Origin of the sequence: Bacillus sp. CH30_1T (assembly GCF_008364765.1) — a bacterium.
In the GTDB taxonomy this organism is placed as follows: Bacteria; Bacillota; Bacilli; order Bacillales; family Bacillaceae_B; genus Rossellomorea.
In genome coordinates, this window is the sequence record NZ_VTUY01000002.1 from 154,463 (window position 1) to 179,967 (window position 25,505).

Genomic DNA, 25,505 nt, shown 5'->3' on the forward strand with positions numbered 1-25,505 from the left:
TTACTCCTAAACTTTTCTTATAATAGATTTACATGAAAACCCTACTACTGTTAATGTCATTAACATGATGATAAAAAACTGAGTGAAGCCATTTTTAAATAGTAGTATTACATTTGAAAAAATTAAAAAAGCGAATACATTTCGTATAATACTTCGGGAATTATACAATTTATTGTAAAAATATGAAAACACCAACCCGAAAATGCCACTAAAAAATATACTACTCACACCAAAGTTAATATACATTTCATTTATATAAAAAGTAGAGGGATTTCCTTTTAAATAAAAGTCTCTTTCCCAAAGTTTATTAATAATTATAGGCTTATCTTCCATGATGCTTCTTGGAACAATACTTGTAAAAAAGAAATAAATACTATATCCCCACGGAAGCCCAAAGATTTCCTTATGCTCTAATCCCAATAGTAACGTTTTAAATCCTCCAGAAGAGCTACCAAAAAGCAATTCCATAAAACCTCTTCTTTGCCAAGGCATTATTATATTTAAATCATTTCTTTGTAGCTGAGTTGAAAGAACTCTAGCCCACCATAATATAGGTATTAAAAGAATACTTAAAACACCTAATTGAAGTATTCTGCTTCTTTTATAACTAGTTTCATTTAATTTTTTTCTTTTTTTAATTTTTTCTATACCTATGTGCGTTAAAAATACAAATATAAAAATGATTAGATTAATTATTTCTCTTCTTTGCCCTGAAGTCATATATATTAATAAAATTGGTAAAATTAAATACAAAGTCGTTAATCTTACTTTTTCAACCTCTATAAAATCTTTTAATACCTTTAATATGAATAAAGTTAAAGGTATTAGCAAATATAAGGTGGAAATATATTCCGATTCAAATACCCCTTCCTTTCTAGATGGAGAAAAGAATAGCCATAAACTTTGATCATATTTACTAAGACTGTATAAGAATATTCCTAACCAAAAAAACATCAAACTTGTAGCTACAATATTATAATTCTTATAAACAATGTTATATTTATTATTTATACGGTCCTTCTTTCCCAATAATTTCATCATAAATAAATAACCTATATAGAAAGAAAGCATTATTAACGTCGTAATAAATATTAAGTATAATCCTATACTTTCATTTTTATATCCAACATGATAATCAAGTATCTCTTTTAAAAACAGTTCCCCGTTGAAGTAAAAATCCCATGCTGGTATAGCATAGAAGAAAATAAACAAAAAAACGAACAAAGTTCCAACATCAAATGGTTTTTTTGTAAAAACGTTAATGGCTAGTAATAATAAAGATACCTGTATAAAAATTACTAATATTGCAAATATATCCACGATAACAACTCTTCCTAACATAATATTTTTACAAATATAAAATACTATCTAGTGCTCTCCGCCTTTTCCCAAAATGGCTTTGCTTTACCCATTAAAATATTATAAACTCCCACCCATTGTGCTATTACTGTCACACAGTAATAATATATTAAAGTCATATATTTATTATTCGTTTTAGTAACCATCTTAAGCAAAGCTAAAAGATAAAAAAGCACTTGTCCAGCAAATGTTAAAGCATAAAACCATGAAGAAGATATTAAGAATAAATTTGACAATAATGCAATAAAGTGTGCGATCCATAACAAATACCTACATGTCCTGTGACCAAAATAGAAATAAGAAAACCATTTATATTTAAAAATATTTAGTATTTTTAGATCTGGCAATATATATTTTAGAATAATTCTGTTCATTCTTACTTTACGACCAAACTCATCTTCAATGACCTCTCCAGCCTTTTCATAAGCTACAGCGTCATGATTTGCTATTGCTCTTTTACCTTGGAGTGCATATAAAGGTGGCATCGCGCTGTCATGACATTGAATTGGATTGAAATCGTAATAATCTATTGTTCTACAAGCATATATTGCCCCGTTACCAGCAGTAATAGTTTGAATCCTTCCTTCAATTTCTCGAATAGCCATATCACTATCCCAATAACTAGCTTCGGCACCACTTACATCACTAGATTCCTGATTAACTATTGATAATCTACCTGATACATAGGCGATTTCATCCGAGGTAAAAGCTGACATCAATTCTTTTACAGAATCCCGCTCCATAATAGAGTTTGCATCAGTCATTACCAGATACTCTGTTGTAACTGTTTTGTGTGCTTCGTTTTGAGCATTTGTTTTTCCTTTACGGGCCTTCACCTCATAGAGTCTTATTTTTTTATCTTCATGACCTTTAATAAATTGTTTAACAATATCATTTGTACTGTCTGTACTGTTATCAGAAGCTATTAAAAACTCAATTTTTTCGTGAGGATAATCTAACTCAATAATATTATTAAGCTTATCTAAAATTACTTTTTCTTCATTATGCGCAACAACCATAACTGTACAAGTAGGTTGATTAGTATAGTCTTTTTTCAGTTTACGTTCTGAATATAATTTGCCTATTAGTTTTAATGAAAAAGGATAACCAATCATTGCCCACACTATTATAAATACACTAATATAAAATTGTATTTCAAAAAACAACTTCATAATATCCCCCCTTAATATTTCACTTTATTTTCCTTATCGGAACCCCTACATAAGTTCCGACTTCAGTTATATTATTAATAACGGTAGCACCAGCACCAATTACACATCCGTTTGTAATCATCACATTATTACTTACTTTACTTCCAATACCTATCCAATTCAGATTTTCAACTGTCACTGTTCCCGCCAAATGGCAGCCGGGTGATATATGAACATAATCTCCTATGATATTGTCGTGGTCTATAGAAGTAGCAGTATTAATGATGCATCCTTTACCTACTCTAGTACAACAGTTGATTACTACCCCAGCCATAACTACTGTTCCACTGCCTATGTATACCTGTTCTCCAATAATTGCAGAAGGATGAATTAACGTAGGTATTTTTGCTCCGGTTGCTTCGAGTTTATTCTGAATTTTCTCTCTTATATAATTATTACCAATACCTACAACTATTTCATATTCATTTTTATAAGTAATTACATCATCAGTTGTCCCGATCACTTCAATCCCCATTGATGAATCAACATTTTGATCATCATCTAGAAAAACAATATTACTCCATTTATTCATTTTCAATGCGATGTCAGCGACAACTTTTCCATGGCCACTAGCACCTATAATCATAAGTTTATTTTTCATGTTTCCCATCATTCCCTTTGAAAGCTTCCATCGTAGCTGCTGTCTCCGAATTAATTCCTTCTCTCACAAAAACCTTTTTAATAGTTGAAAAAATAATCTTCCAATCATTCTTAAAACTAACTTTTTCAACATAATACACATCTAAATCAAACTTCTCTTCCCAACTTATAGCATTCCTACCACTAACCTGAGCCAAACCAGATAGCCCTGGCCTAACCTCATGACGCCGTTTTTGAAGCTCATTATAAAGTGGAAGATACTGTACCAATAATGGTCTGGGCCCTACTATAGACATATCACCTTTTAAGATATTAAAAAGCTCCGGAAGTTCATCAAGCGACGTAGAACGCAGAAATCTTCCAAACTTTGTCAACCTAACACTGTCAGGAAGTAATTCTCCATTCCCATCTCTCTCATCCGTCATAGTTCTAAACTTATACATCATAAAAATCTTCTCATTAAGCCCCGGCCTTTTTTGTTTAAAAAGCACCGGGCTACCTAACTTAATTCTTACAATGATCGTCATTACTGGAAGAACCGGAATAATAGTAAGAATGATAATTGCAAACAATGAAAGCATGAAATCCATCGGTCTTTTTATAAACCTTTTATAAATACCACCTTGAAAATCCTTCATTACTTCAACCACAACCCTTTAATAATCTCCACAACTCTCTCCAAATCCCCATCCATCATCTTCGTATCAGACGGCAAACACACCCCATTCTCAAACAACTTCTCCGAAATACCCGTCCCAACAAAATCATACTCCTCAAAATACGGCTGCATATGCATTGGCTTCCAAATTGGCCTGGACTCAATATTTTCTTTTTCAAGAGCATCCATAACATCTATCGGCCTAACATGACCATTCAATGTCATCGAACTCAACCAATAATTCGGCTCATCCCATTCATTACTAGGCATAAACTCAACACCAGCAAGTTCCCCAAGCTCTCTTTTATAAAAGTCAAAGATATATCTCTTCTTCTCAACCCTCTGATCCAACACCTTAAGCTGCCCTCTACCAATACCCGCAACCACATTGCTCATACGGTAATTAAACCCCAATTCGCTATGTTGATAATGCCTTGCTTTGTCTCTACTCTGTGTAGCCCAAAATCTTGTTTTCGCAATACGTTCTTCGTCATTTGAAACTAGCATCCCACCACCAGATGTAGTGATGATCTTGTTTCCATTAAAGGAGAAAATACCATAATCTCCGAACGTTCCAGTATGCTTTCCTTTGTAATAAGTACCTAAACTCTCAGCAGCATCTTCTATTAACGCAACATTATACTTCTTACAAAGTTCTACTATTTTATCCATATCAGCAGATAGTCCATAAAGGTGGACAACAATCACTGCTTTCACACCAGGATACCTTTCAAAAGCTTCTTCTAACGCTTTAGGACACATATTCCACGTCTCATAATTACTATCTATAAAAACAGGAATTGCATTTTGATAGATAATCGGATTCGCTGTAGCAGAGAATGTTAGTGTCGGACAGAAGACGATATTTCCTTCTTCCACACCAGCCGCTCTTAAAGCTAAATGTATAGCTCCAGTACCAGAAGAAAGAGCTGCTGCAGCCTTAGAACCAACCTTAGCAGCCAATTCTTTTTCAAATTCATTTACGTTCTCTCCAAGAGGAGCGATCCAATTGGTATCAAAAGCTTCTTTTACATATTCCATTTCATAACCTTCATCACTCATATGAGGTGATGAAAGAAAAATTCGATCTCCCATACTCTAAATCTTCCTCCCACTATTATATAGTTGCTTATTACTTAGTTGGATATATAGAAGCTCTATCCACATAACTAATAAACTACTAAATACTTTTTCATAAACATAGGTACTTAAGTTTCTTTAAGTACCTATGTTTATATTCATATATTACTTAGTGATTTTTTCTGTGTTGACTATGTTCTTAAGATAGTTCATTACCTGATCCTGTAAATCTTCACGTTCCAAAGCAAACTCCACAGTAGCCCTAATAAACCCAAACTTATCACCCACATCATGCCGATCGCCTTCAAATTCGTAACCAACCACCATTTGCTGCTCATTCAATTTCTTTATCGCATCCGTCAGTTGGATTTCATTCCCTGCTCCCGGAGTTTGGTTTTCCAGGATATCAAAGATCTCAGGACGCAACACATAACGTCCCATGATGGCATAGTTAGATGGTGCGTCTTCCACCTTTGGCTTTTCGACTAAGTCATTGATATGGAAGACACCATTGTCTATTTCATTCTGATTGATCGAAATAACTCCATACTTCGAAACATCCTTTTGAGGGACTTCCTGTACTCCAATGACTGATGAGTTATACCTCTCATACACATCGATCAATTGCTTCAAACAAGGCTTCTCTGGAGAATGAACAATATCATCACCCAATAACACCGCAAACGGCTCATCCCCGATAAACCGACTCGCACAAGATATCGCATGCCCCAATCCAAGAGGCTCCTTCTGGCGGATATAATGAATATTAGCCAGCTTCGAAATCCCCTGCACTTCTTCCAGCTGCTCATACTTACCCTTCTTCGCAAGCGTCTCCTCTAACTCATAAGACTTATCAAAATGATCCTCTATCGCTCTTTTACCTCGACCAGTCACAATGATAATATCCTCAATACCAGAAGCGACTGCTTCCTCGATAATATATTGAATCGTAGGCTTGTCTACAATCGGTAACATTTCTTTCGGTTGAGCTTTCGTAGCTGGCAAGAAACGCGTTCCTAGTCCAGCTGCAGGAATAATCGCTTTTCGTACTTTTTGCATACCTTCCACCCCTTAGTTTACATTTTGAACTAATAGCTTTTCCTTTTTATTAGCTAATTCTAATACGTAGTTAGATAAATACTTAGGATCAAAGTCAGCATGGTTCTCTACTAAATTCAAAACTCTCCCATACTCAAACGCCACCGTCTTCCCAATAAAAATCTTCGGAAACACAGCCTCCCCATGAACCTCATTCTCCCCCAATAATTCCTCATACATCTTCTCACCAGGACGAATCCCAGCATATTTAATCCCGATTTCTTCTATTGAATAACCGGATAGTTTAATCAGATTTTTCGCCAGATCCACAATCTTAACTGGTTCACCCATATCAAGGACAAAGATCTCTCCACCACGAGCCAAAGCACCAGCCTGCATCACCAAACGGGAAGCTTCCGGAATCGTCATAAAGTATCTCGTCATATCCGGATGGGTAACCGTTACCGGACCGCCAGCTTGAATTTGCTTCTTGAATAATGGAATGACACTTCCACGGCTGCCCAAAACGTTTCCAAAACGGACAGCAACGAAATTGGTCCCACTTTGTTTATCTAAATTCTGAATGACCATTTCAGCGATTCTCTTCGTAGACCCCATTACGTTTGTCGGGTTCACTGCTTTATCCGAAGAAACAAGCACGAACGTTTTCACTCCAAATGTATCTGCTGCTTCCGCTACATTTTTCGTACCGATGACATTGTTCTTAACTGCTTCTTTCGGGTTGTATTCCATTAACGGCACATGCTTATGAGCTGCAGCATGGTACACCACATCTGGTGAGTGACTCTCCATCACTTCAAAGATACGGGAGCGGTCTTGTATATCTGCAATGATCGGAATGATTTCAAACTCTTCTTTATATTTATTCCTAAGTTCCATATCAATCCCGTAAATCGAGTTTTCCCCATGCCCTAATAATAGAAGCTTCTTGGGTTTGAACTTACTCACCTGGCGACAGATTTCGGAACCGATTGATCCGCCTGCTCCTGTAACAAGGATCGTTTTACCTGTCAGTTTTTCAGAGATGCTTTGAGTATCCAGTTCTACCGGATCTCTTCCTAATAAGTCTTCCACTTGTACATCGCGGAACTGGTTCACGGACACCTTACCTGATACGATATCTTCCAACATAGGCATGATTTGCGTTTTAGCATTGGTCTTACTGCACTCCTGGTACACTTTTTGAATTTCTGATTTACTCATGGATGGAATTGCTATGATGATTGTTTCTACGTTTAGCTTCTCTACCAGTTTCGGAATGTCTTTTGTTCTGCCAACGACCGTAACATCATAGATTTGAAGCTTCAGTTTCTTTGGGTCGTCATCGACAAACCCTACAGGCAGGATCTCAGCATCATGATTCTTCATGAACTGGCGGACAAGCATGGAACCCGCTGCCCCGGCGCCGATGATGAGGGCACGCTTCTTTTCTTGTTTCGTCTTTATGTAGTAGTCTCTGTACATTCTCCAGGAGAACCGTGATCCACCTATGAGAATGATATGCAGCATCCACGTTACGCCAAGTACCCTCACATAAATATCACCATTCACAATATACTGGATGGCTCCCGTTGTTAGGATCGAGAAGGTGATCGCTCGAATGATGGCCAGCATCTCTCCTACACTTGCGTACTCCCATGCTTTCTGGTAAAGACGGTAAACGAAAGCAAACAGATGATGACTCGCCAGTAAAACTACTGAGCTGAAAACGAGTGTCGGAAGGGTGTACCAGCTGAAAGTAGGGTGAAGAATATAATAACCGATATAAATAGCTGTTAACACAATAATGGAATCCAATAGCATCAGCATGGAAACTCGTTTCGTATAACTCAAATGGACCTCTCCTTTTATCTGTTTTTCGACAAAATAAATACCTAAGGGAAAAATATAATCGTATATTCTTTCCTTAGGGATCTATATTCTCTTAGATTCTTTTAGTCATTTTTCAATGGCTTGGTTAATTAGTTGTTGAATTTCGACAAGATGCTCATAAGGTGCGTCTTGATAGATATAACGTATGGATTTTTTGATGCTCTTTGGCATTAGGTTGAAGCTTTTCAACTAGAAATCTCCTTCTTACTCATTGCCTCTTAATAACAAAATATGAAACTATTTACTAAAGCGTTTTCATTGTTTTTCTTTACTTATTTCGATTAAAATTGTAAATGTGGGCATCTAACCCTTCCTCACATCCCACCAATGACGACGAGCGTCTAAGGTTAAAAACTTCTAGTCTTTACCCACGGTGTGACCGAGTGCCTCCATTGATAACGGTAAGGAGACATTCCCAAAATTCTACTGTTGGTATTGTGCAACGTTCTATCTCTAATTTACCAACGACAATAGCACCTTAGGACCTTATTGATTCTATTCTTCTATCATTAAAAGATGCCCAGGAATTTTCTCTTTTTTATCTTCTCTGGTATCTCTTTATAGATATTCTTTCCTTCAATCAGCAGTTCTGCATTTTCTGTAAAGTAATAGATCATGTCTATTCCATACTTTTTCTCTAGGGTATCCATGGCTTCTTCCATTTTGAAAGAGCGATTATGTATATTGTGTGCGTCTGACGCGATGAAGTGTGTCAGATTGGCTTCTATTAGTTGCTGTGAAAATTTCTGGATATTCTTGCCGAAATAGCCTGTCAGACTGGATGCTGTCAGTTGAGTTGCAGCGCCGTTTTTGACCAGGTTGTATAGCTTATCCGGCCGTTCGATTAGTTCTGCGTTTCGTTCGGGATGAACGATGATGGGGATCATCCCTTCATTTTGCAACTCGTAGAATAGTCTGTCTGTATATCTCGGTACTGAACTCGAAGGGAATTCAACAAATATGTATGGGGAAACTCGGTTTAATGGTAAAAGCTTTCCACTATGGTAGTCTTCAATCATCTCTCCGTAAATTCTGCATTCCTGACCTGGCAGTACGGTTAAATTAATATTCTCTTGTTGCAAGTGATCATTCAGTTCATCTACTTTATGGAGAATATCCACTTTCTCATTCTCGTACTTGCCGTTCATATGATGAGGAGTCGCGATGATCGTATGGATACCTTCCGACACCGCCTGCTTGGCCATATCGACACTATCCTGCATGGTTCGTGCTCCGTCGTCCACACCAGGTAAGATATGACTATGGATATCAATCATCGTCATCCCCCTCTCTTCACACTTATTAGTTCTTTCGACTTATCTCAACATCTATTATTTTACTACACTAGGTATTTTTGTAAATGGGTGAAATTTGTCGAATGGTCACTATTTCATTGTTATCTTTTACCATAATAGTAATAATAGTTTGTATCTTTGATCTCACGATTGTTCAGGATGACACCCAGCAGCTTTCCTTTTGCCGTTTGAAGGAGCTCTTTCGCTTTTTGTCCACTTTCAATTTCCGTTGTACCTGAACTAACGACCAGGATCGTCCCGTGACATTGGTTTGCCAATACTTGGGCGTCGGTTACGGCCAGGATTGGCGGCGTATCAAAAATCACCATATCGTAATCTGCATAGACGTCAACAAGGAATTCTTCCATGGAACGTGAACTTAATAATTCAGCCGGATTTGGTGGTACCGGTCCGCATGTCAATAGATCCAGATGATCCACTTCCGTTGGGTGGATGACATCTCTTAACGTTTTCTGTCTTGTTAACACTGTCGTCAATCCGAACGTATTCTGTACATTAAACGTATAATGAGCGGTCGGTTTACGCATATCCGCATCCACAAGTAGGACATTCTTTCCTTGCTGCGCAAACACGACGGCCATGTTTGCCGCTGTCGTGGATTTCCCTTCCCCCGGTCCGGATGAAGTGACCATGATCGAACGCATTTCCCGGTCTACCGATGAGAAGTTGATATTCGTACGAATCGTTTTATACTGCTCGGAAATGGGAGACTTAGGGGCCGTAATCGTAATCAACTTACGCTTCGTCTTCATCATGAGCTTCTGTAATTTCTTCGCTTTACCCAACTCTCTCACCTCTTTCACGTGATGGTCGATCGGAACGGCTGTTTCCTTTCCTCTCTTCCTTCTGATCTTCTATTCTTGCAATCGAACCTAATACAGGAAGCCCTAATAACTTTTCCACTTCTTGTTCCGTTTTGATCGTATTGTCGAGGAATTCAAGTAAGAAGGCAATGCCCACTCCGATCATCAATCCGACCACTGCAGCAATCGCGATGTTCAGCAGTGGTTTTGGTTTGATTGGGGATTGTTTTTCCCCAACTTCGGCTTTTGCCAGGATGCTTACGTTATCTACATTCATAATCTTTGTGATTTCAGTTTGAAAGACTTCCGCTGTCTTGTTGGCAATATCCGCCGCAGTTTGCGGGTCCGTATCTGTAACGGAAAGGTTGATTACCTGAGATTCCGCTTCACTGCCTACTGTGATTTTTTGATTCAATTGAGATGCGTTCAAATCCAGGTTTAAATCGGAAGCAACTTTTTCAAGAATCGCTGGACTTTTAATGATGACATTATATGTATTAATCAACTGCAGATTCGTTTGGATTTCACCTGGATTGTATGCAGGCTGTTCCGATTTCGCTTGGTTGACCAGCAACTGAGTCGATGATTGATAAATCGGCGTCAAAAGAAAAAAACTGACCGCTCCACTCACCAAGATCGCTGTCAGGGTAATTAAAATAATTAAACTCATGCGCTTTCGTAACGTCTCCATCAACTCGCGCAAACTGATTGTTTCTTCCATAACTTCCTCCTAATAATAGAAAAAATATGTAAAATAATTTCAGATCCTGTTGTATTTTCAGTCGTTTGTTGTCATAATTTTAATAAAAATGCAAGATTTCCATACTTATCTATTAAACTACAAATTTTGCTAATTGAAAAGGGAAAATAGGGAATTGGAAATGATTTCTTTACTCTTTTTCATAATAAAAGGGGGCAATAAGTATGAAAACCTTTTCATTGATAATCTTAGCCATCGGGTGTGCCGCAGTACTCTTTTACGGGAATCAGTACTGGGAGGAAAGAACTTCCCCCTCTGCACCTGAAAACCATTCAGCGAATGTGGAAGGAACCGATACCGAAGAAGTATCGGAAACTGCCGACTATGAAACGCTCATAGAGAATTGGCCGGAACAAGCCAAGGCTTCGTTCCAAAAAGCTCTTAAGGAAGGGACTCCTTATCGACTGGCCCTTGTCGGTTCGACTGCGCTTGGCGAAGGTGAAAACGGTTGGGGGGAGCAAGTGAAAGACGAACTCGAAAATGCCTTTGATGGAAAACTGGAAGTGGAAATCTATGCATACGATACCACTTCGATCGAGTTTGTGAACGGAGAGGATGCAGATGAAGTACTGAGCACCGACCCGGACCTTGTCCTACTCGAACCATTCGCCCTCAGCGACAACTCAAACCTGGTTGGTTCCAAGAACAATCACGAAAGCATCCAAATCTTCAAGAGAAAATTGAATGAGCAGAATGAAGAAGCTGTCCTGGTGCTTCAACCAACACACCCGATCGTCGGAGCCACCTACTATCCGAAGCAAATCGAAGAATTAAAGGCCTTTGCCGAAGACCAGAACATCCCCTACCTGGACCATTGGACAGCTTGGCCTGAGGAGGATGCCTTGTCTGCTTATTTAGTGGAGTCACAGGAAACACCGAATGAGGAAGGTCATGAAGTGTGGGCGAAGTATCTTCTAGAATACTTTATTGCTGACGAAGAATGATCACTTATTTGTAAAGAGGGTGACATGCCGTTGAAGAAGTTCATAGGGCCGTTGATTTTAACCTTCCTTATTACAGGTTGTTCGGATAGTGATGGAACACGGAGTGATAATGCCGGAGATATTCTATCCCGGGATGATGCGGAAGTTCTGGTGTATAACGAACTTAGCGAAGAAGACAAACAGATATATACCATCGACTTCTATAAGGAAGAGGGAACCAAGTATTACATCAGGGTGTACGAAGAAGTAAATGGTGAAATCAACGTCAGAGAGAAATACACTGTGGATTTTCATACAGAGGAATTAAAACGGATTGATTAGTTTAAGAAAGAGGCTGGGACAAAAGTGTTTTAGTCTAAGTGAAACTCGAAGAAATCTGCTTCCTAGTAGGCAGATTTCTTCGGGTTTATTATTTATATTCTGAACATTTGATTTTAGCTGTTTCCAGCGGTTGATTGGAGTGCAAGACGAAGACTCCTGCGGGAAGAGTAGCTTATGTGAGACCCCGCAGGCTTGCCGAGGAGGCTCACGGGCTACCCGCGGAAAGCGTAGTCTTGCACGGAAATCATAAGCGGTATTAAGAACCCAAACTTCTATTGTTCGTCTTTTTACCGTGGTTTTTTAGTTTTGTCCCAGCGTCTTTTATTTTTAAATTTCCAGACAGGTATTAAAGCCCAGGATGAGGAATAGATAAGGACTACTTAATCGAGGTGAACCCAATGTCTTATACCCTATTTATCTCCATCGCTCTTATTATTGCTGTCCTCTTTTCTTTTGCGGCCTGGTTCAACACCCAGCTGATCATAAGGGAATTAACAGATATGAAGAAACAATTACATATAAAGGATGAGAGAAAATCATCCTTTCTCGACCATGACCTTGATCAGGAAAAATGACATTTTGACAGTAAAAAATTCTATCAATTTTCCTCTTAATCTGATATGGTAATCATTAGGTTGCGAAAAAGGTGAGGGTACAAATTAATGAGAGTAGATAAACATAAACGAAGTAAAAAACGCAAATGGTTAAAGGTCGTAGGCATTCTCTTTCTGCTGATGCTGCTTGGTGGCGGTGCTTACGCTTATAGCATCTATCATTCTTTAAACAGCGCGGTCGAAACGATGCACAGCCCGATCGAACGGGAGGTGTCTTCTAAACGTTCGAAAGAAGTGACATTTAAAGATAAAGAACCTTTCTCCGTCCTCTTACTAGGGGTGGACGAGCGGGAAAACGACAAAGGCCGATCGGATTCCATGATCGTACTGACGGTGAACCCTGATACGAAATCCGTGAAGATGATCTCGATCCCACGTGATACATTGACAGACATTGTCGGACATGGGACACGGGATAAAATCAACCACGCCTATGCATTCGGCGGTGTCGAGATGGCCATGGACACAGTAGAGGAATTACTCGATATTCCCATCGACTACTATGCCCAGATCAACATGGAAGGCTTTGAAGATATCGTCAATGCTGTAGGCGGCGTGACGGTGAACAATGATCTGAACTTCAGTTACGGCGGCTATTCCTTTGAAGAAGGAAAGTTAACGTTGAGCGGGAAGGAAGCACTTGCCTTCTCCCGTATGAGATACGAAGATCCCCGCGGCGATTTCGGTCGTCAGCTGAGACAGCGCGAAGTCATCCAGGGCGTCATTCGTGAAGGTGCCAGCGTATCAAGCCTATGGAATTTCGATAATATCTTCGATGCCTTAGGAAACAACGTGAAAACGAACTTGAAGTTTCAAGAAATGGTCGATATCCAGAAGCATTACAAATCTGCCTCTAAGGATATTGAACAGATCCAGATCAAAACAGGTTCCGGTACGAAGATTGACGGGATTTATTATTATGTGATCCCTGATGAAGAATTGAGCGAGATTCAGGGTACTCTTCAGGAACACCTGGAAATATAAATAGGAAAAAGCTAAGGATGCGATGGCTCCTTAGCTTTTTTCTTTATCTCTTTTCTCTTTTTTGTTTATTGACGTAGGCCTCTTCTTCTTTAGACGATAGTAATCCAGTCGCTTTCCCTATCGTTCCCTCCTGGATTCTCCAAACCTTATTGTGATCACTGACTGCATCAGAGAAATCCCCTTCTTTCCAGCTCGTCAAGATATCCTTGTATGTTCCCTCATGTTTATATTTGTTGATTTCTAATTGATTCAGCAAATAATCAATCCGTTCATCGGTGATTTCGAAGAATGACCACTTCTCCTTTGCCGCTACCTTTTGATGACTCATGGCATGTATGTACTGTTGCATAAGATTTTCACTTAACGGGGTCTTCACTTCCTCACCAAATGGATTACCACCCTTGCTCACTTTCTTGGCCTCTCCATCGTCATTCATCTCTACCCCAGCCGCTTGTTCCGCGTTCCCATCAGCTGTCCGGGTCCCGTCATTTCCTGCCCTGTTCATATCCAAACTCCCGACAGCTATATAAACACCTAAAGCCGTTAACAGGAGTACACTCCCTATGATGATACCGACTACCTTTTTACTCATGGCCTTGTCTCCCCCTCGTATGCGCTGAAGCTATACTTCCACTATTTTCTGTATGTAGTAATCTTCTATGTGTTGGGCTATTAGTCCTTCTAGTATTTTAAAATAGAATCCTTATCTTACCATATAATGAAAGATAGTCGCTACGTTGGTTGTCATATCCGACTTACTTCCGTATAATGATTTAATGTTTGTAAAATGATTTCCAATCTACATAAAGGGAGTTTTGATAGATTTGAAGAATCAGACGTGGTTGTCCGTTCAATTCTTTGCGATTTTTTTCACATGGGGAATTTTCATCCCTTATTGGACAGCGTGGCTGGTGGAAAGCAAGGACTTTTCCATATCGGCTGCAAGTACGGTGATTGCGGTTGGAATGATTGCGCGGTCGTTTTCGAGCTTTTTCTTATTTCCGAAGTTGAGTCAGACGGTTTCGTTGGGTCGTTTATCAAGATGGCTTGTATTGATTTCCGGTGCTTCATTGCTAATGTTCCTGCCTATGAATTCTTTCGGGATGATTTTGGTGTGTATGGTGTTATTCAGCCTGGTGTATCCGATGCTGCTTCCCATGGTTGAGAGCATGGCGGTTGTCATGATGAAGAAAGATGGTATCGATTATGGACGGAGCCGTTCGTGGGGATCGATTGGGTATACGGTTGCTTTGCTTGCCGTTGGATTTTTGACTTCCATTTTTACCGAGGGAGCTGTGATTTATCTGTTGTTCGGTGGGATTTTGGTGATATTGCTCTCATCTCTTGCGAAGTTACCCCAGTCTATGAGTGGGACCCGGAGGCAGGAAAAGCTTTCTTATCGGGGTTTGTTGAAGTCCCGTAAGTTTGTCTGGGCAATGGTGATTGTCGTGTTAATTCAGGGAGCACATGCTTCTTACTATAATTATGGTGTCCTTTATTTGAAAGAATTAGATGTCAGCGCCGTTTATATCGGTGTGATTTTAAATATTGCCGTGCTATCTGAAATTCTGTTCTTCGCGATTTCAGATCGACTCTTAAAAGGGAAAAGTATTTCTGTCATGTTTATAATAGCAGCAGGGGCTGCTGTGACGCGTTGGACTTTGTTGTTCCTATTCCCCAGCACCCCTGTGTTCATCTTTACCCAAATCTTTCACTCACTAACCTTCGGATTAACCCATTACGCATTTATGCGATTAATTTATGAAGAATTGGAGAGTAAAGACATCCCTGCTGCCCAGGGAGTGTATACTTCGTTGGGTATGGGATTGAGTACCGCGATTCTGACGTTTATCGGTGGATTCTTGTATGATTTGTCCCCGGGTGCTTCGTTTCTGGGAATGGCTGTTGTGGTTCTTCCTTGCGTGGTTCTTGGCGGGTGGATGTATTGGAAGTATGATCGTGGGGCGGATGGTGTGCTTGATTATAAATAGAGTGTTTGTGGACCGTTCGGGATGTGGATTCCGGGCGGTTTTTTTATTGGAAGACCTTTGTGTAAACCGCTCCCCTTGTGGAACCGGTTTTTTTTACGTTTAGTGATTTCAGAATTTCCGCTGCCGTTTTGGCTGAAGGCAAATGAAGAAAATTTCTCAGTTCCTGATTGGTGATAGAGGGTTTGATGAGGAGAAAGTAGTCTTCGATGGCTTGGAGGTGAGCCGTTTTAGATAAGTGGCAGCACCCTGGACAGAGCCAGGTTCCTATTTTTCTTATCATGATCTGGGTGCACTTTTGGCATTGGACACCTTTGATGAGATCGGACTCCGTCAGCTGGTAGGTGGGAAGGATCGATGAGTATGCTGATTGATGCTGGTTCAGGAGGAGTCTCTTCACTTTTTTGAGATCGATGACTTCACGTGTGTATTGCGTGTTCATCTTACTGATTTCACTCACGATAGTTTGGGCATGGATCATTTTGTCGTATGGCGGGATCCGTTTGTGACCGGGTGCCATTTTGAGTATGGTGGCCGGATTACTAATGGCCACGAGGAATTCTATCGGTGGACACGGCAACTTATTATTGTAGAACCATCTTTGGAGAAATAGTTTCTGGCGGTTAGCCTGGGTGATGGGATCAGGATAGCCAGTTTCAATTCCACCCAACAGCTTGGATAGCTGATTGAATTCAGGATCAATGGTCAGGATCCCGGCTATATTTTTAATTTCAATCGGGAGGGCGTAATAGGGCGTGACCAGAAGACTATCAATCTGAAAATAATCCGGAGCGAGTGGCAGTCTGAGATCGTTTAAAATCATATATTTCTTATCCGTCAGGAAACTTAAATGATAATCCACCGTCTTCTCACCATTGTATCCGGCTTTTCGTTTTTTAAGATCCTGTTCAATGAGGGGTCTCTTCGGGTGTTCAAGCGGGTTCAGCCTATGAAGTAAGGCTTCTGTTTGGAGGAGTTTGATGGGAGGGGTTCGTTTTTTCACATTCAAATTGGGGGTCACTCCTTTGGGGATTGGTTTATAGAATAGTTCTGCTTTTTGGCTAAAAATCCTGCTTTTTGATGAAATTTTGTTTTGGATTGTCTGTTTTAGCTGGGATAGAGTTCATTTTCTGGGCTTCATGCCGGATGAGGGAGTGAATTCCTTTCTGTTACGATTCTTCGCGAGAAAATCATGCGGGTTTTAGCAATAATCGTGCGGAAATCACGACTATCATGCGGCATTCGAGATTATCATGCCACACTTTGATTAATCATGCGGCTTTCCAAATAATCGTGCCACGGTGTCGAATTTTCTTTACTTGACGAACCAAAAAACAAAACGCCCCACCCCTTACAGGCAGGACGTTCCTATCAAACTTAGAATCTCTTATATCCTACAAACTTAGGATTCCAATACGTATTACTCAATTTTGAAACCACAACCCCGCTATCAGATGCGTGGATGAATTCGCCGTTTCCAACATAGATTCCCATGTGGCTGATGCCGGCTTTATACGTATTCTCGAAGAATACCAGATCCCCTGCTTTCGGGTTCGAAACAAAGGATGATTTGCTGTAGTAGCCTTCTGTGTTCGTACGTGCAATCGATTGTCCGGCCTGGTTGAATACGTAATAAATGAAGCCGCTGCAATCGAATCCTGAAGGTGATGTTCCTCCCCATGCGTATGGCGCTCCAACGTATTTCTTCGCGATGTCCACTACATTTGAAGACGGTGCTTCACTTCCACCAGTGGTACCAGAAATAGAAAGCTTCTGTCCTACATAAATCATGTCTGAGCTTAATCCATTCCACGATTTAATCTGGGAAACTGTTACATTATAGCGTGAAGCGATATGAGATAATGTATCCCCTGATTGGACTGTGTATGAGCTAGACCCTGACGGTGGAGTTGGCGTTGGGCTTGTCCCTGTAGAGGAAACGATTAATTTCTGACCCGGATAGATCACATCACTCTTTAGGTTGTTCCATTTTTTTAATTCAGCTACATATACATCAAATTTCGAGCCGATTTTTGATAAGTAGTCGCCTGATTGTACTGTATATGTTTTGGCAGAGGTGGAAGTGCTTGTTGGAGCGGATACCTCAAGGACCTGATTGACATAAATCATATCTGAACTTAGGTTATTCCAATTTTTCAAGTTAGAAACAGATGTATCATATTTATAAGCAATCACCGAAAGGGAATCTCCCGATTGTACGCGGTATGAAGCCGCTTCCGTTGAATTGGCAGCAAATGACGAGACTAGTGCAGCAGTTGTTACAGCAATAATTGTCTTTTTCAAACAAATTTCTCCTTCATTGTGTAAAATTTTCATGCTTTCCCATTATGTACGAAGGAGATTCATATTTTAATAGGCTTATTTTCTTATCTGAAGAAAATTAAGGAAGAAACCCCAGTATAATAACGTTTGGTACATTATGGTTTAATTTCCAGCATCACTTTTAATAGGAGTAATTCAATGTATATTTGTTAAGCTATTTTTTTCGACAGAGATTTTTACAGATAGTCTACTTATGTAAACGCTATACTTTTTCATTGACAACTTGTATATACAGGATTACAATAAAACTATATCTTGTATATACAACAAGATTCCTTTTAAATGAAAGCGTTTCGTTTTATCGGATGTTTTTTACGAAAGCATAGAGAGAAGCGTTTTCCACACACTATTAAGGGGAATTCCATTAATAGAAATGAAAGCGGGTTCAAGACAACTTTCGACATTATTCGGGAATTGCCATGAACCATAACTAAGGGAGGGATTATCATGAGCGTGAAACGTGAAGACGTTCTGGAAATTATTGAAGCGATTGGCGGCAAGGATAATATCCGCACGGCCACTCATTGTGTGACTCGTCTTCGATTAGTATTGAATGATGAGAAAAAAGTTGATAAGGAAAGATTAGAGGCCATTGATCTCGTGAAGGGTTCGTTCTCTTCCAACGGTCAGTTCCAAGTTGTCATCGGACAAGGTCTTGTCAATAAAGCGTATCAAATGTTAGCAGAGGAAACGGGAATTGAGCAGGCTTCCAAGCAGGATGTCAAGGATGCCGCTACTCAAAACCTGAATCCATTGCAGCGTGCGATCAAGGTGTTAGCGGATATTTTCATTCCGATTCTTCCTGCGATCGTAACAGCCGGTTTGTTAATGGGTCTGAATAATATTTTGACCGGACCGGGGATTTTCTTTGATAAAGATACATCGGTCATTGATGTGTACCCGCAATGGGCGGATCTGACGAACATCATAAATTTAATCGCGAATACCGCCTTCGTGTTCTTACCGGGACTGATTGGTTGGTCGGCGGTCAAACGGTTTGGCGGTAGCCCGCTGCTCGGTATTGTATTAGGTCTTATGCTTGTACATCCGGATTTACTTAATGCTTGGTCTTATGGTAAAGCTGAAGAAATTCCAACATGGAATCTGTTTGGTCTGGAAGTCGACAAAATTGGCTATCAAGGACAAGTGTTACCGATCTTATTTGCTTCCTTATTATTAGCGAAAATTGAAAAGTTCCTGGATAAACGGGTTCATGACTCGATTAAATTGTTAGTCGTTGCTCCAGTGGCCTTACTGATCACTGGGTTCGCATCATTCATCCTGATCGGACCTGTGACATTCTTCCTTGGAAACATGCTGACAGATGGTGTTGTCTGGGTGTTCGATCATGTATCCTGGTTAGGTGGACTGCTATATGGTGGATTGTACGCAGTGATGGTGATCACGGGTATGCACCATACGTTCCTGGCAGTAGATTTACAGCTAGTATCGAACGCAGGCGGAACATTCTTATGGCCGATCCTGGCACTATCGAATATCGCTCAAGGTTCTGCAGCCCTTGCCATGATGTTTGTGGCGAAGAAAGAAAACGAAAAGCTTCGCGGGTTGGCTGGTACGTCTGCCCTATCCGCTTATCTCGGTATCACAGAACCGGCTATGTTCGGAGTTAACTTACGCTATAAATATCCGTTCATCTCGGCATTGATTGGTTCTGCTATCGGAGGGGTCTTGTTGGCAATGACAAGCACGAAAGCATTCTCCATCGGTGTCGGAGGACTGCCTGGTATCCTGTCCATCAAATCAGAATACTGGGTACCATTCGCCATCGGAATGGTCATCGCCATCGTCGTACCATTCGTACTAACCATGGTATGGTCAAAATTCAGCAAAAACGAAGCTGCCTAATAAATAGATAGAGAAAACAGTTGTAACAACTTGTATATACAAGTTAAAATAAGGGGGACAAATCAATTCTAGCCACAAGCCTGTTCAGGTTCTGTGTAATGGATGGTTGTCTCCCTTTTATTTAGGGACGGACCTTCGAAAAGCTTGTAGTAGTGCAGAGTGTTCAGTCCCATTGGGTAAAAATTAGAGGAATATGTGTTGGAGGTCCGTCCCTCAATATGGACCTTAAGATAAGAAAAATCGCAGAAGAATCATGTTTGACGGCCATGATTGTGTATAAGCGAAAAGGGTTGAGGTCCGTCCCTCAAAATTAAATCTAGGATGGTGTATAAGATATGAAGCAGCCTTGGTGGAAGAAGTCGGTTGTGTATCAGATTTATCCGAAGAGTTTTTATGATACGTCGGGGAATGGCGTGGGAGATATTAAGGGAATTACGGCGAAGATGGATTATTTGAAGGAGCTTGGGATTGATGTGGTGTGGCTGACGCCTATTTACAAAAGTCCTCAACGCGACAATGGTTACGACATTAGCGATTATTTCAATATCCACGATGAGTACGGGACGATGGAAGATTTCGATGAACTACTGGAACAGGCACACCAGCGTGGAATCAAGATCATCATGGATATCGTGATCAACCATACATCCACGGAAAATCAGTGGTTCATTGAGTCTCGTAAGTCGAAGGATAACGAGTACCGGGATTTCTATATTTGGAAAGACGGTAAGCCGGATGGTTCCGAGCCGACAAACTGGCAGTCCAAGTTCGGCGGAAACGCTTGGCAGTATGATGAGGAAACGGGTCAGTACTACCTTCACCTCTTTGACGTGACCCAGGCTGACTTGAACTGGGAGAGCGATGAAGTCCGCCGGAAGCTTTATGACATGATGCACTTCTGGCTGAAAAAAGGCGTCGACGGCTTCCGCCTGGATGTGATCAATCTTATCTCCAAGGATCAAGACTTCCCTGATGATGATGGTTCGGTCGCACCTGGAGATGGACGCAAGTTTTACACTGACGGTCCCAAGGTCCATGACTATATGCAGGAAATGAACAAGGAAGTCTTCTCTCAATACGACATCATGACCGTTGGAGAAATGTCTTCCACAACGATCGATCATTGTATCAAATACTCACGCCCTGATCGTAACGAGCTCAGCATGACGTTCAACTTCCATCATTTGAAGGTGGATTATCCTAACGGGGAGAAATGGTCAGTCGCTGACTTTGATTTTCTGAAGCTGAAGGAAATCCTGTCTACCTGGCAGCGTGAAATGCATGAAGGCGGCGGCTGGAACGCCCTATTCTGGTGTAACCATGACCAGCCTCGAATCGTATCCCGCTACGGCAATGACGGTGAGTACCATAACGAATCGGCGAAGATGCTCGCAACGACGATTCATATGATGCAGGGTACCCCTTATATTTATCAAGGTGAAGAGTTCGGGATGACAAATCCTAAGTTTACAAGCATCGATGAATACCGTGATGTTGAGTCCATCAACATCTTCAATATATTAAAAGAGCAAGGTAAATCTGAAGAAGAGATTTTAGAGATCCTGCGTCACAAGTCACGTGATAACTCAAGAACGCCTGTGCAGTGGAATGGTGAAGAAAATGCCGGATTTACAAGTGGCACTCCTTGGATTCCTGTGGCGAAGAATTATACAGAAATCAATGCAGAACAAGCCTTACAAGACGAAAATTCAGTCTTCTATCACTATCAGAAACTGAATCGCCTTCGCAAAGAATACGACATTATCGTGGATGGTGACTATCAATTGATTTTAGAAGATCACCGAGAAATTTTCGCATATGTCCGTAACGGTGAAGGTGAAAAGTTGCTTGTGGTGAACAACTTCTATGGACATGAAACGGAATTCACTCTTCCTGATGAGGTCGATGTTGAAGGCTGGTCAAGCGAAGTGTTGTTGTCTATCTACGAGGACACGGCGAGTGTTTATAAGAACATAACGTTACGTCCTTATGAGTCTGTTGTGTTTCATTTTAAAAAGTAAAGATAAAAGGCATTGTTCCGACAATGCCTTTTTCTAATGCTACAAAATAATTTTTAAAAAAATAGGTGTAAACAACCATATTATGGGTATATAGTATGCAAAAAGGCTCACTCTTTTCACATGAATTCTTTCAGGATAAATTACCCATTTATCCCGACCTCTTCCATTTGATACCATATACTACGTATGCCTTACCGAATATACAAAAAATGAATATATAAGGGGATGAAAGACGTGTCCTATTTATCCTATTTAACTTCACAACTTCACGAAAAAAAAGAACAACTTATCCGACTAAAGAATGCTTATTCTTCCGTCAATCAGCTCCAGGGAGAATTTCTCCGGCATCAAACGAGCATTACTCATCCCGAACTCACTTCTTCCACTTGGCAGGGGACATTAGCCAGAAAGTTTATCGAAGTCCGCGAAGATGTCATATTATCTTATAAAGATATGTCTCAAACCCAGATGGACACCGCCATCATGAGCATAGAAGATAAAATTTCCTCGATTCGGTCACAGATTCAATCACTGGAAATAAGTATCGCAAACGAACAAGAGCGCATCGAGAGGGAACTTATAAGGGAGGAAGGAATGTGAGTCAGGATATTAAGCTGCGGTTCTCCGATATCAATGAAGCACTGGCTGACATACAAGCTGCCTCTGAATCATTTGAAACGTCACTCGCCAAAGATATCGCCTCCTCCAACCAACTGGACGTTGTCAGGAGATTGAATGAATTAAGTCATCTGTTCGAGGAAGTGGCAAATGTATATAAAAGCGTATTAATCGAAAACAATCAATCTGCAAGCAAGGCCATTGAAGACTTTATAGAAGTGGATCACACGATCTCGGCTTCCATCATGTCACGCTAGGGGGAGAAACCGGACCATGAAAATGCTTGATAACCAATCGCTACATAGCGGTATTGAAGATTTGTTAAATAAACTGGAAGCACAGAAGAAACAACTCGATCAACTCCGGCGGGCTGTCGGTACCTTTACTGGATTGCATGAGTCATTCAGCGGAAAAGGCGGGGAAGCCATCCGTTCGTTTTATCAGGATATGCACATCCCCTTCCTGACCTTTTACTCCCTTTCCCTTCAAAACTATGAGAGGACCCTTTCAAGCCTTAAAGGAGCTTCCATTGAACTGGAGTCTGATTCCAATGGGTTGATTCGTCAAAGTTTTTTGGATGGAGAGTTAACCGATGGGTTGAATAAATCCGAAACCGTCACTTGTGACCTCGTGGATGAAACAAATGAAACTTTGAACTCCATTAGTGATATTGTCCATGTCCCCCACATTCAGGACCAGCGATTCCTGGGTGATACGAAGAGGGCTCATCAGGAAATCACTCAAACCATTGAACACTTAACCTCTTTTGACGCTGACCAAACAAAAGCCCTGGATACAGTGGACCATGACATTCAGCTGATGAAACGTTATATTTATGATATACAGGGAATGTTTAAAGGCGGAAAACTCAGCGTGTCGGAATACTCGGGCACTGAGCTCGATCAATCATTTCACCGTCATCCATTTATGAATACACTGGAGGAAAGATTGAATTCTCGTAATCTATTATTATCAATGTTTACGATTCCTGGTGAGTATGGATCACTGGAACAGCTTTTGATGCTCCAAACCAATCAAACCTCTTATAATAACGACTTAGCCGTAGCTGGTAACGGAACTGCCCAGACCCAATACGGTTTCTGCCCTCGACCGCCGAGCACCACTGTCAGCTATGGGAAGCCACATGAAGATATGATGGGATCCGATGGGGTTGGAAATGCAGGGGCGTTATTTTCTGCTGATTTGAAAGAAGGAACCAGTGAAGCCAAACTATTTGCTTCCATGGTGGACACGAAATATATGGATGATGTTCCCGAATTTGTCAATCAAAAGGTCCTTTATACTGATATGGGTGCTGCAATGCCATATACTCCATTAGCTTTTGGTAAATCTGTCCTTATGGGACAACAAATAGGCTTCAAAACAGAGGCAGGTATCTCAAAGTCCAGTTTTTCACATGACAATTCACCACTTGGAGGGGATATAAGCTTTGGCCAGGGTGAGGCCAAGGTCAATTATGAGAATTATACTGCCAGTGCCGGGGCCGAAGTGAGTGCAGCAAAAGTCGAACTAAAGCTCGAGCCTCTAAATTTCTTCGGGTATGAACCCTTGGAGAAGTGGTTTGGGTTTGAGTATGATCCTTACGTAGGTGTCGACCTTTCCCTCGGCAGTGCAGGAGCCAGTGCTTCCGTAGGTTTAGAGACCAGCATATACGCTGCCTTGGGTATCGGTGTCGGAGTAAAGGGCGGATTCGAGGAAGATAAGGAAGACGAGTAAGGAAAATCAAGAAAAACGGGTGATATTTAGTTCATGAATACAAACAAAAAAAACGTTAAGAAAGCAGTACGCTTCGCATTATTATTTTATGCTATTTTTATAGGGTTAAGCGGAACCATTATGTTTTCCGTTTTGCTCCTATGGGTGATTCCGAAAGATCAACTCTCAAATGTAAGCCTACCTCTGTCCATGATGGCTTTATTCATATATGGGACTTGTGTGGCGGCTCTAGTGATTCGATCAAAATTCTTCAAGAAAGAGGTCATTGCTAATGAATAATTCAACTCCCACCCTTCTACCGATCGGAACCGTCGTCAAATTAAAAAAAGTAGAGAAGCCGGTCATGATCTATGGAAGACATCAGATACAAAAGAAAACAAACAATATTTACGATTATATAGCCGTTCCTTATCCGGAAGGAAACCTGACAGACGAATTCAATGTCTTCTTCAATCGTGAGTTGATTGAAGATATCATGCATCCAGGGTTAGTTTCACCTGCCGAAGAATTAATGAGAGAAAAAGTAGAAGCAGAAATACAAAAAAACCAAAGAAATGAGAACAATCATCGTGAGGACTAAATATCTTTTTATTTTATTTGTACTGGTATTTTCTTTAATTGGCTGCAGCCAGACTCAAAGTAATCAACCTGAGGAAACTAAAGAAGAGAAGGTTCAGGAAGATGAACTTGATCCTGCAAAGCTCCTTCCTATCGGAACCGTAGTAAAGCTGAAACAGGTTGAAAAAAGCGTCATGATCTATGGGTATAATCAAATTCAAAACAGCACAAATAAGCAGTTCGACTATATCGGCGTCCCTTATCCGGAAGGAAATATTTCGCCCGACTATAACGTATTTTTCAACCGTAATTTAATCGAAGACGTTCTACATAACGGCTATGTAACGGATGAAGATAAAAAAATTCGTGAAGAAGCCGATCGCGAGGATAACACTTACTAGGAGGTTTATCGATGTTCACAGACAATCCATCCCTTAGGAAAATCGTCCGAATCGGACTGCTTGTATTTGCCATTATGGGCTTCATCAGCGGGACACTACCACTGGCGATCATCAGTCCTGCCCTCCTTTCAGGCAATCCTATGCCTGATCAGTTTCCAGCATTTGCGATCATTGCCGTTGTCAATTATAGTTTTGCTATCGTTTTACTCTTGGTGCGGTCAAAATTTTTCAAGAAAGATTCAGATCAGCGTATACAATAGTAATCCTTATACATAAATTAGTTAACATTTATTCCAACTGTAGGATAAAAAAGCTAGTCAGAGCTTGATGAACTATTCAACCGTTATCAACGATTGAAATGAAAAAAGGCTGCGCTCTAAGGCAGCCTTTCA

Annotated in this window: 28 protein-coding genes; 14 read left to right on the forward strand and 14 right to left on the reverse strand. The window is 40.5% G+C overall.

Going from position 1 to position 25,505, the window contains the following annotated elements:
- Positions 1 to 6 precede the first annotated feature (6 nt).
- The 11 genes from F0342_RS03890 to F0342_RS03935 all read right to left on the reverse strand — a co-directional run bounded on the left by F0342_RS03890 (position 7) and on the right by F0342_RS03935 (position 10,679).
- Positions 7 to 1,341, reverse strand: a complete 1,335-nt coding sequence (locus F0342_RS03890) for an O-antigen polymerase (RefSeq protein WP_149154725.1) — start codon at positions 1,339 to 1,341, stop codon at positions 7 to 9.
- 23 nt (positions 1,342 to 1,364) lie between these two features.
- Positions 1,365 to 2,531 carry a glycosyltransferase family 2 protein gene (locus F0342_RS03895; RefSeq protein ID WP_149154726.1) on the reverse strand — a complete coding sequence of 389 codons (1,167 nt, stop codon included), beginning with the start codon at positions 2,529 to 2,531 and terminating at the stop codon, positions 1,365 to 1,367.
- A 19-nt stretch (positions 2,532 to 2,550) separates the two neighbouring features.
- A complete protein-coding gene (locus tag F0342_RS03900; protein WP_149154727.1) occupies positions 2,551 to 3,171 on the reverse strand; it encodes an acetyltransferase in 621 nt (206 codons plus the stop codon).
- The gene (locus tag F0342_RS03905; protein WP_149154974.1) at positions 3,161 to 3,808 is read right to left on the reverse strand and encodes a sugar transferase; all 648 of its coding nucleotides are present in this window, start codon (positions 3,806 to 3,808) and stop codon (positions 3,161 to 3,163) included. Before F0342_RS03905 ends, F0342_RS03900 begins: the two co-directional genes overlap by 11 nt.
- Positions 3,808 to 4,923, reverse strand: a complete 1,116-nt coding sequence (locus F0342_RS03910; RefSeq protein WP_149154728.1) for a DegT/DnrJ/EryC1/StrS family aminotransferase — start codon at positions 4,921 to 4,923, stop codon at positions 3,808 to 3,810. The genes F0342_RS03905 and F0342_RS03910 overlap by 1 nt, the downstream gene beginning before the upstream one ends.
- 150 nt (positions 4,924 to 5,073) lie before the next feature.
- On the reverse strand, positions 5,074 to 5,967 hold the full coding sequence (gene galU, locus F0342_RS03915; RefSeq protein WP_149154729.1) for a UTP--glucose-1-phosphate uridylyltransferase GalU: 894 nt from the start codon (positions 5,965 to 5,967) through the stop codon (positions 5,074 to 5,076).
- Positions 5,968 to 5,979: 12 nt separating this feature from the next.
- Complete coding sequence (locus tag F0342_RS03920; protein WP_149154730.1) at positions 5,980 to 7,800, reverse strand: polysaccharide biosynthesis protein; 1,821 nt, start codon at positions 7,798 to 7,800, stop codon at positions 5,980 to 5,982.
- 105 nt (positions 7,801 to 7,905) lie between these two features.
- Positions 7,906 to 8,028 carry a hypothetical protein gene (locus F0342_RS25280; RefSeq protein WP_262481632.1) on the reverse strand — a complete coding sequence of 41 codons (123 nt, stop codon included), beginning with the start codon at positions 8,026 to 8,028 and terminating at the stop codon, positions 7,906 to 7,908.
- A gap of 320 nt (positions 8,029 to 8,348) precedes the next feature.
- Positions 8,349 to 9,116, reverse strand: coding sequence for a tyrosine-protein phosphatase (locus F0342_RS03925; protein ID WP_149154731.1), 768 nt, complete (start codon positions 9,114 to 9,116; stop codon positions 8,349 to 8,351).
- Positions 9,117 to 9,235: 119 nt separating this feature from the next.
- A complete protein-coding gene (locus F0342_RS03930) occupies positions 9,236 to 9,907 on the reverse strand; it encodes a CpsD/CapB family tyrosine-protein kinase (RefSeq protein WP_149154975.1) in 672 nt (223 codons plus the stop codon).
- 25 nt (positions 9,908 to 9,932) lie between these two features.
- The gene (locus F0342_RS03935) at positions 9,933 to 10,679 is read right to left on the reverse strand and encodes a YveK family protein (RefSeq protein ID WP_149154732.1); all 747 of its coding nucleotides are present in this window, start codon (positions 10,677 to 10,679) and stop codon (positions 9,933 to 9,935) included.
- Positions 10,680 to 10,882: 203 nt separating this feature from the next.
- Between F0342_RS03935 and F0342_RS03940 the strand changes: the two genes are divergently transcribed.
- From F0342_RS03940 to tagU, 4 genes are all read left to right on the forward strand, one after another.
- Positions 10,883 to 11,662, forward strand: a complete 780-nt coding sequence (locus F0342_RS03940; RefSeq protein ID WP_149154733.1) for an SGNH/GDSL hydrolase family protein — start codon at positions 10,883 to 10,885, stop codon at positions 11,660 to 11,662.
- A 30-nt stretch (positions 11,663 to 11,692) separates the two neighbouring features.
- Entirely contained in the window at positions 11,693 to 11,983 is a 291-nt protein-coding gene (locus tag F0342_RS03945; protein WP_149154734.1) for a hypothetical protein, read from the forward strand.
- Positions 11,984 to 12,381: 398 nt separating this feature from the next.
- The gene (locus F0342_RS24680; RefSeq protein WP_188048398.1) at positions 12,382 to 12,558 is read left to right on the forward strand and encodes a hypothetical protein; all 177 of its coding nucleotides are present in this window, start codon (positions 12,382 to 12,384) and stop codon (positions 12,556 to 12,558) included.
- 87 nt (positions 12,559 to 12,645) lie between these two features.
- Positions 12,646 to 13,581, forward strand: a complete 936-nt coding sequence (gene tagU, locus F0342_RS03950; RefSeq protein WP_149154735.1) for a polyisoprenyl-teichoic acid--peptidoglycan teichoic acid transferase TagU — start codon at positions 12,646 to 12,648, stop codon at positions 13,579 to 13,581.
- 43 nt (positions 13,582 to 13,624) lie between these two features.
- On the opposite strand, the gene F0342_RS03955 is transcribed toward tagU, so the two are convergent.
- Positions 13,625 to 14,173, reverse strand: coding sequence for a DUF6241 domain-containing protein (locus tag F0342_RS03955; RefSeq protein ID WP_149154736.1), 549 nt, complete (start codon positions 14,171 to 14,173; stop codon positions 13,625 to 13,627).
- A 232-nt stretch (positions 14,174 to 14,405) separates the two neighbouring features.
- Here F0342_RS03955 and F0342_RS03960 point away from each other — a divergent pair, with 232 nt between their 5' ends.
- The gene (locus F0342_RS03960) at positions 14,406 to 15,572 is read left to right on the forward strand and encodes a 3-phenylpropionate MFS transporter (RefSeq protein ID WP_149154737.1); all 1,167 of its coding nucleotides are present in this window, start codon (positions 14,406 to 14,408) and stop codon (positions 15,570 to 15,572) included.
- Between the two features lie 43 nt (positions 15,573 to 15,615).
- Here F0342_RS03960 and F0342_RS03965 read toward each other — a convergent pair whose 3' ends face one another.
- Positions 15,616 to 16,572 carry a nuclease-related domain-containing protein gene (locus F0342_RS03965; protein WP_188048399.1) on the reverse strand — a complete coding sequence of 319 codons (957 nt, stop codon included), beginning with the start codon at positions 16,570 to 16,572 and terminating at the stop codon, positions 15,616 to 15,618.
- A 374-nt stretch (positions 16,573 to 16,946) separates the two neighbouring features.
- The gene (locus F0342_RS03970) at positions 16,947 to 17,873 is read right to left on the reverse strand and encodes a C40 family peptidase (protein WP_149154739.1); all 927 of its coding nucleotides are present in this window, start codon (positions 17,871 to 17,873) and stop codon (positions 16,947 to 16,949) included.
- A gap of 486 nt (positions 17,874 to 18,359) precedes the next feature.
- On the opposite strand from F0342_RS03970, the gene treP reads away from it, so the two are divergent.
- The 9 genes from treP to F0342_RS04015 all read left to right on the forward strand — a co-directional run bounded on the left by treP (position 18,360) and on the right by F0342_RS04015 (position 25,373).
- Entirely contained in the window at positions 18,360 to 19,778 is a 1,419-nt protein-coding gene (gene treP, locus F0342_RS03975; RefSeq protein WP_149154740.1) for a PTS system trehalose-specific EIIBC component, read from the forward strand.
- Positions 19,779 to 20,113: 335 nt separating this feature from the next.
- Positions 20,114 to 21,799: an alpha,alpha-phosphotrehalase gene (gene treC / locus F0342_RS03980; RefSeq protein WP_149154741.1), complete on the forward strand. Its 1,686-nt coding sequence runs from the start codon at positions 20,114 to 20,116 to the stop codon at positions 21,797 to 21,799.
- A gap of 234 nt (positions 21,800 to 22,033) precedes the next feature.
- Entirely contained in the window at positions 22,034 to 22,399 is a 366-nt protein-coding gene (locus F0342_RS03985; protein ID WP_188048400.1) for a YwqH-like family protein, read from the forward strand.
- Complete coding sequence (locus tag F0342_RS03990; protein WP_149154743.1) at positions 22,396 to 22,674, forward strand: DUF5344 family protein; 279 nt, start codon at positions 22,396 to 22,398, stop codon at positions 22,672 to 22,674. Before F0342_RS03985 ends, F0342_RS03990 begins: the two co-directional genes overlap by 4 nt.
- A 16-nt stretch (positions 22,675 to 22,690) precedes the next feature.
- Positions 22,691 to 24,154, forward strand: coding sequence for a ribonuclease YeeF family protein (locus F0342_RS03995; protein WP_149154744.1), 1,464 nt, complete (start codon positions 22,691 to 22,693; stop codon positions 24,152 to 24,154).
- A gap of 33 nt (positions 24,155 to 24,187) precedes the next feature.
- Entirely contained in the window at positions 24,188 to 24,433 is a 246-nt protein-coding gene (locus F0342_RS04000) for a hypothetical protein (RefSeq protein WP_148996430.1), read from the forward strand.
- Entirely contained in the window at positions 24,426 to 24,734 is a 309-nt protein-coding gene (locus F0342_RS04005; RefSeq protein ID WP_149154745.1) for a DUF4176 domain-containing protein, read from the forward strand. The genes F0342_RS04000 and F0342_RS04005 overlap by 8 nt, the downstream gene beginning before the upstream one ends.
- The gene (locus tag F0342_RS04010) at positions 24,709 to 25,113 is read left to right on the forward strand and encodes a DUF4176 domain-containing protein (protein WP_149154746.1); all 405 of its coding nucleotides are present in this window, start codon (positions 24,709 to 24,711) and stop codon (positions 25,111 to 25,113) included. The genes F0342_RS04005 and F0342_RS04010 overlap by 26 nt, the downstream gene beginning before the upstream one ends.
- Before the next feature lie 11 nt (positions 25,114 to 25,124).
- The gene (locus F0342_RS04015) at positions 25,125 to 25,373 is read left to right on the forward strand and encodes a hypothetical protein (protein ID WP_149154747.1); all 249 of its coding nucleotides are present in this window, start codon (positions 25,125 to 25,127) and stop codon (positions 25,371 to 25,373) included.
- Positions 25,374 to 25,505 lie beyond the last annotated feature (132 nt).

Excerpts from the sequence above, each read along its gene's own strand:
- F0342_RS03890 (WP_149154725.1), bottom strand. The coding sequence starts at position 1,341 with ATGTTAGGAAGAGTTGTTATCGTGGATATATTTGCAATATTAGTAATT.
- F0342_RS03895 (WP_149154726.1), bottom strand. The coding sequence starts at position 2,531 with ATGAAGTTGTTTTTTGAAATACAATTTTATATTAGTGTATTTATAATA.
- F0342_RS03900 (WP_149154727.1), bottom strand. The coding sequence starts at position 3,171 with ATGAAAAATAAACTTATGATTATAGGTGCTAGTGGCCATGGAAAAGTT.
- F0342_RS03905 (WP_149154974.1), bottom strand. The coding sequence starts at position 3,808 with ATGAAGGATTTTCAAGGTGGTATTTATAAAAGGTTTATAAAAAGACCG.
- F0342_RS03910 (WP_149154728.1), bottom strand. The coding sequence starts at position 4,923 with ATGGGAGATCGAATTTTTCTTTCATCACCTCATATGAGTGATGAAGGT.
- galU (WP_149154729.1), bottom strand. The coding sequence starts at position 5,967 with ATGCAAAAAGTACGAAAAGCGATTATTCCTGCAGCTGGACTAGGAACG.
- F0342_RS03925 (WP_149154731.1), bottom strand. The coding sequence starts at position 9,116 with ATGATTGATATCCATAGTCATATCTTACCTGGTGTGGACGACGGAGCA.
- F0342_RS03930 (WP_149154975.1), bottom strand. The coding sequence starts at position 9,907 with ATGAAGACGAAGCGTAAGTTGATTACGATTACGGCCCCTAAGTCTCCC.
- F0342_RS03935 (WP_149154732.1), bottom strand. The coding sequence starts at position 10,679 with ATGGAAGAAACAATCAGTTTGCGCGAGTTGATGGAGACGTTACGAAAG.
- F0342_RS03940 (WP_149154733.1), top strand. The coding sequence starts at position 10,883 with ATGAAAACCTTTTCATTGATAATCTTAGCCATCGGGTGTGCCGCAGTA.
- F0342_RS24680 (WP_188048398.1), top strand. The coding sequence starts at position 12,382 with ATGTCTTATACCCTATTTATCTCCATCGCTCTTATTATTGCTGTCCTC.
- tagU (WP_149154735.1), top strand. The coding sequence starts at position 12,646 with ATGAGAGTAGATAAACATAAACGAAGTAAAAAACGCAAATGGTTAAAG.
- F0342_RS03955 (WP_149154736.1), bottom strand. The coding sequence starts at position 14,173 with ATGAGTAAAAAGGTAGTCGGTATCATCATAGGGAGTGTACTCCTGTTA.
- treP (WP_149154740.1), top strand. The coding sequence starts at position 18,360 with ATGAGCGTGAAACGTGAAGACGTTCTGGAAATTATTGAAGCGATTGGC.
- treC (WP_149154741.1), top strand. The coding sequence starts at position 20,114 with ATGAAGCAGCCTTGGTGGAAGAAGTCGGTTGTGTATCAGATTTATCCG.
- F0342_RS03995 (WP_149154744.1), top strand. The coding sequence starts at position 22,691 with ATGAAAATGCTTGATAACCAATCGCTACATAGCGGTATTGAAGATTTG.
- F0342_RS04000 (WP_148996430.1), top strand. The coding sequence starts at position 24,188 with ATGAATACAAACAAAAAAAACGTTAAGAAAGCAGTACGCTTCGCATTA.
- F0342_RS04005 (WP_149154745.1), top strand. The coding sequence starts at position 24,426 with ATGAATAATTCAACTCCCACCCTTCTACCGATCGGAACCGTCGTCAAA.
- F0342_RS04010 (WP_149154746.1), top strand. The coding sequence starts at position 24,709 with ATGAGAACAATCATCGTGAGGACTAAATATCTTTTTATTTTATTTGTA.
- F0342_RS04015 (WP_149154747.1), top strand. The coding sequence starts at position 25,125 with ATGTTCACAGACAATCCATCCCTTAGGAAAATCGTCCGAATCGGACTG.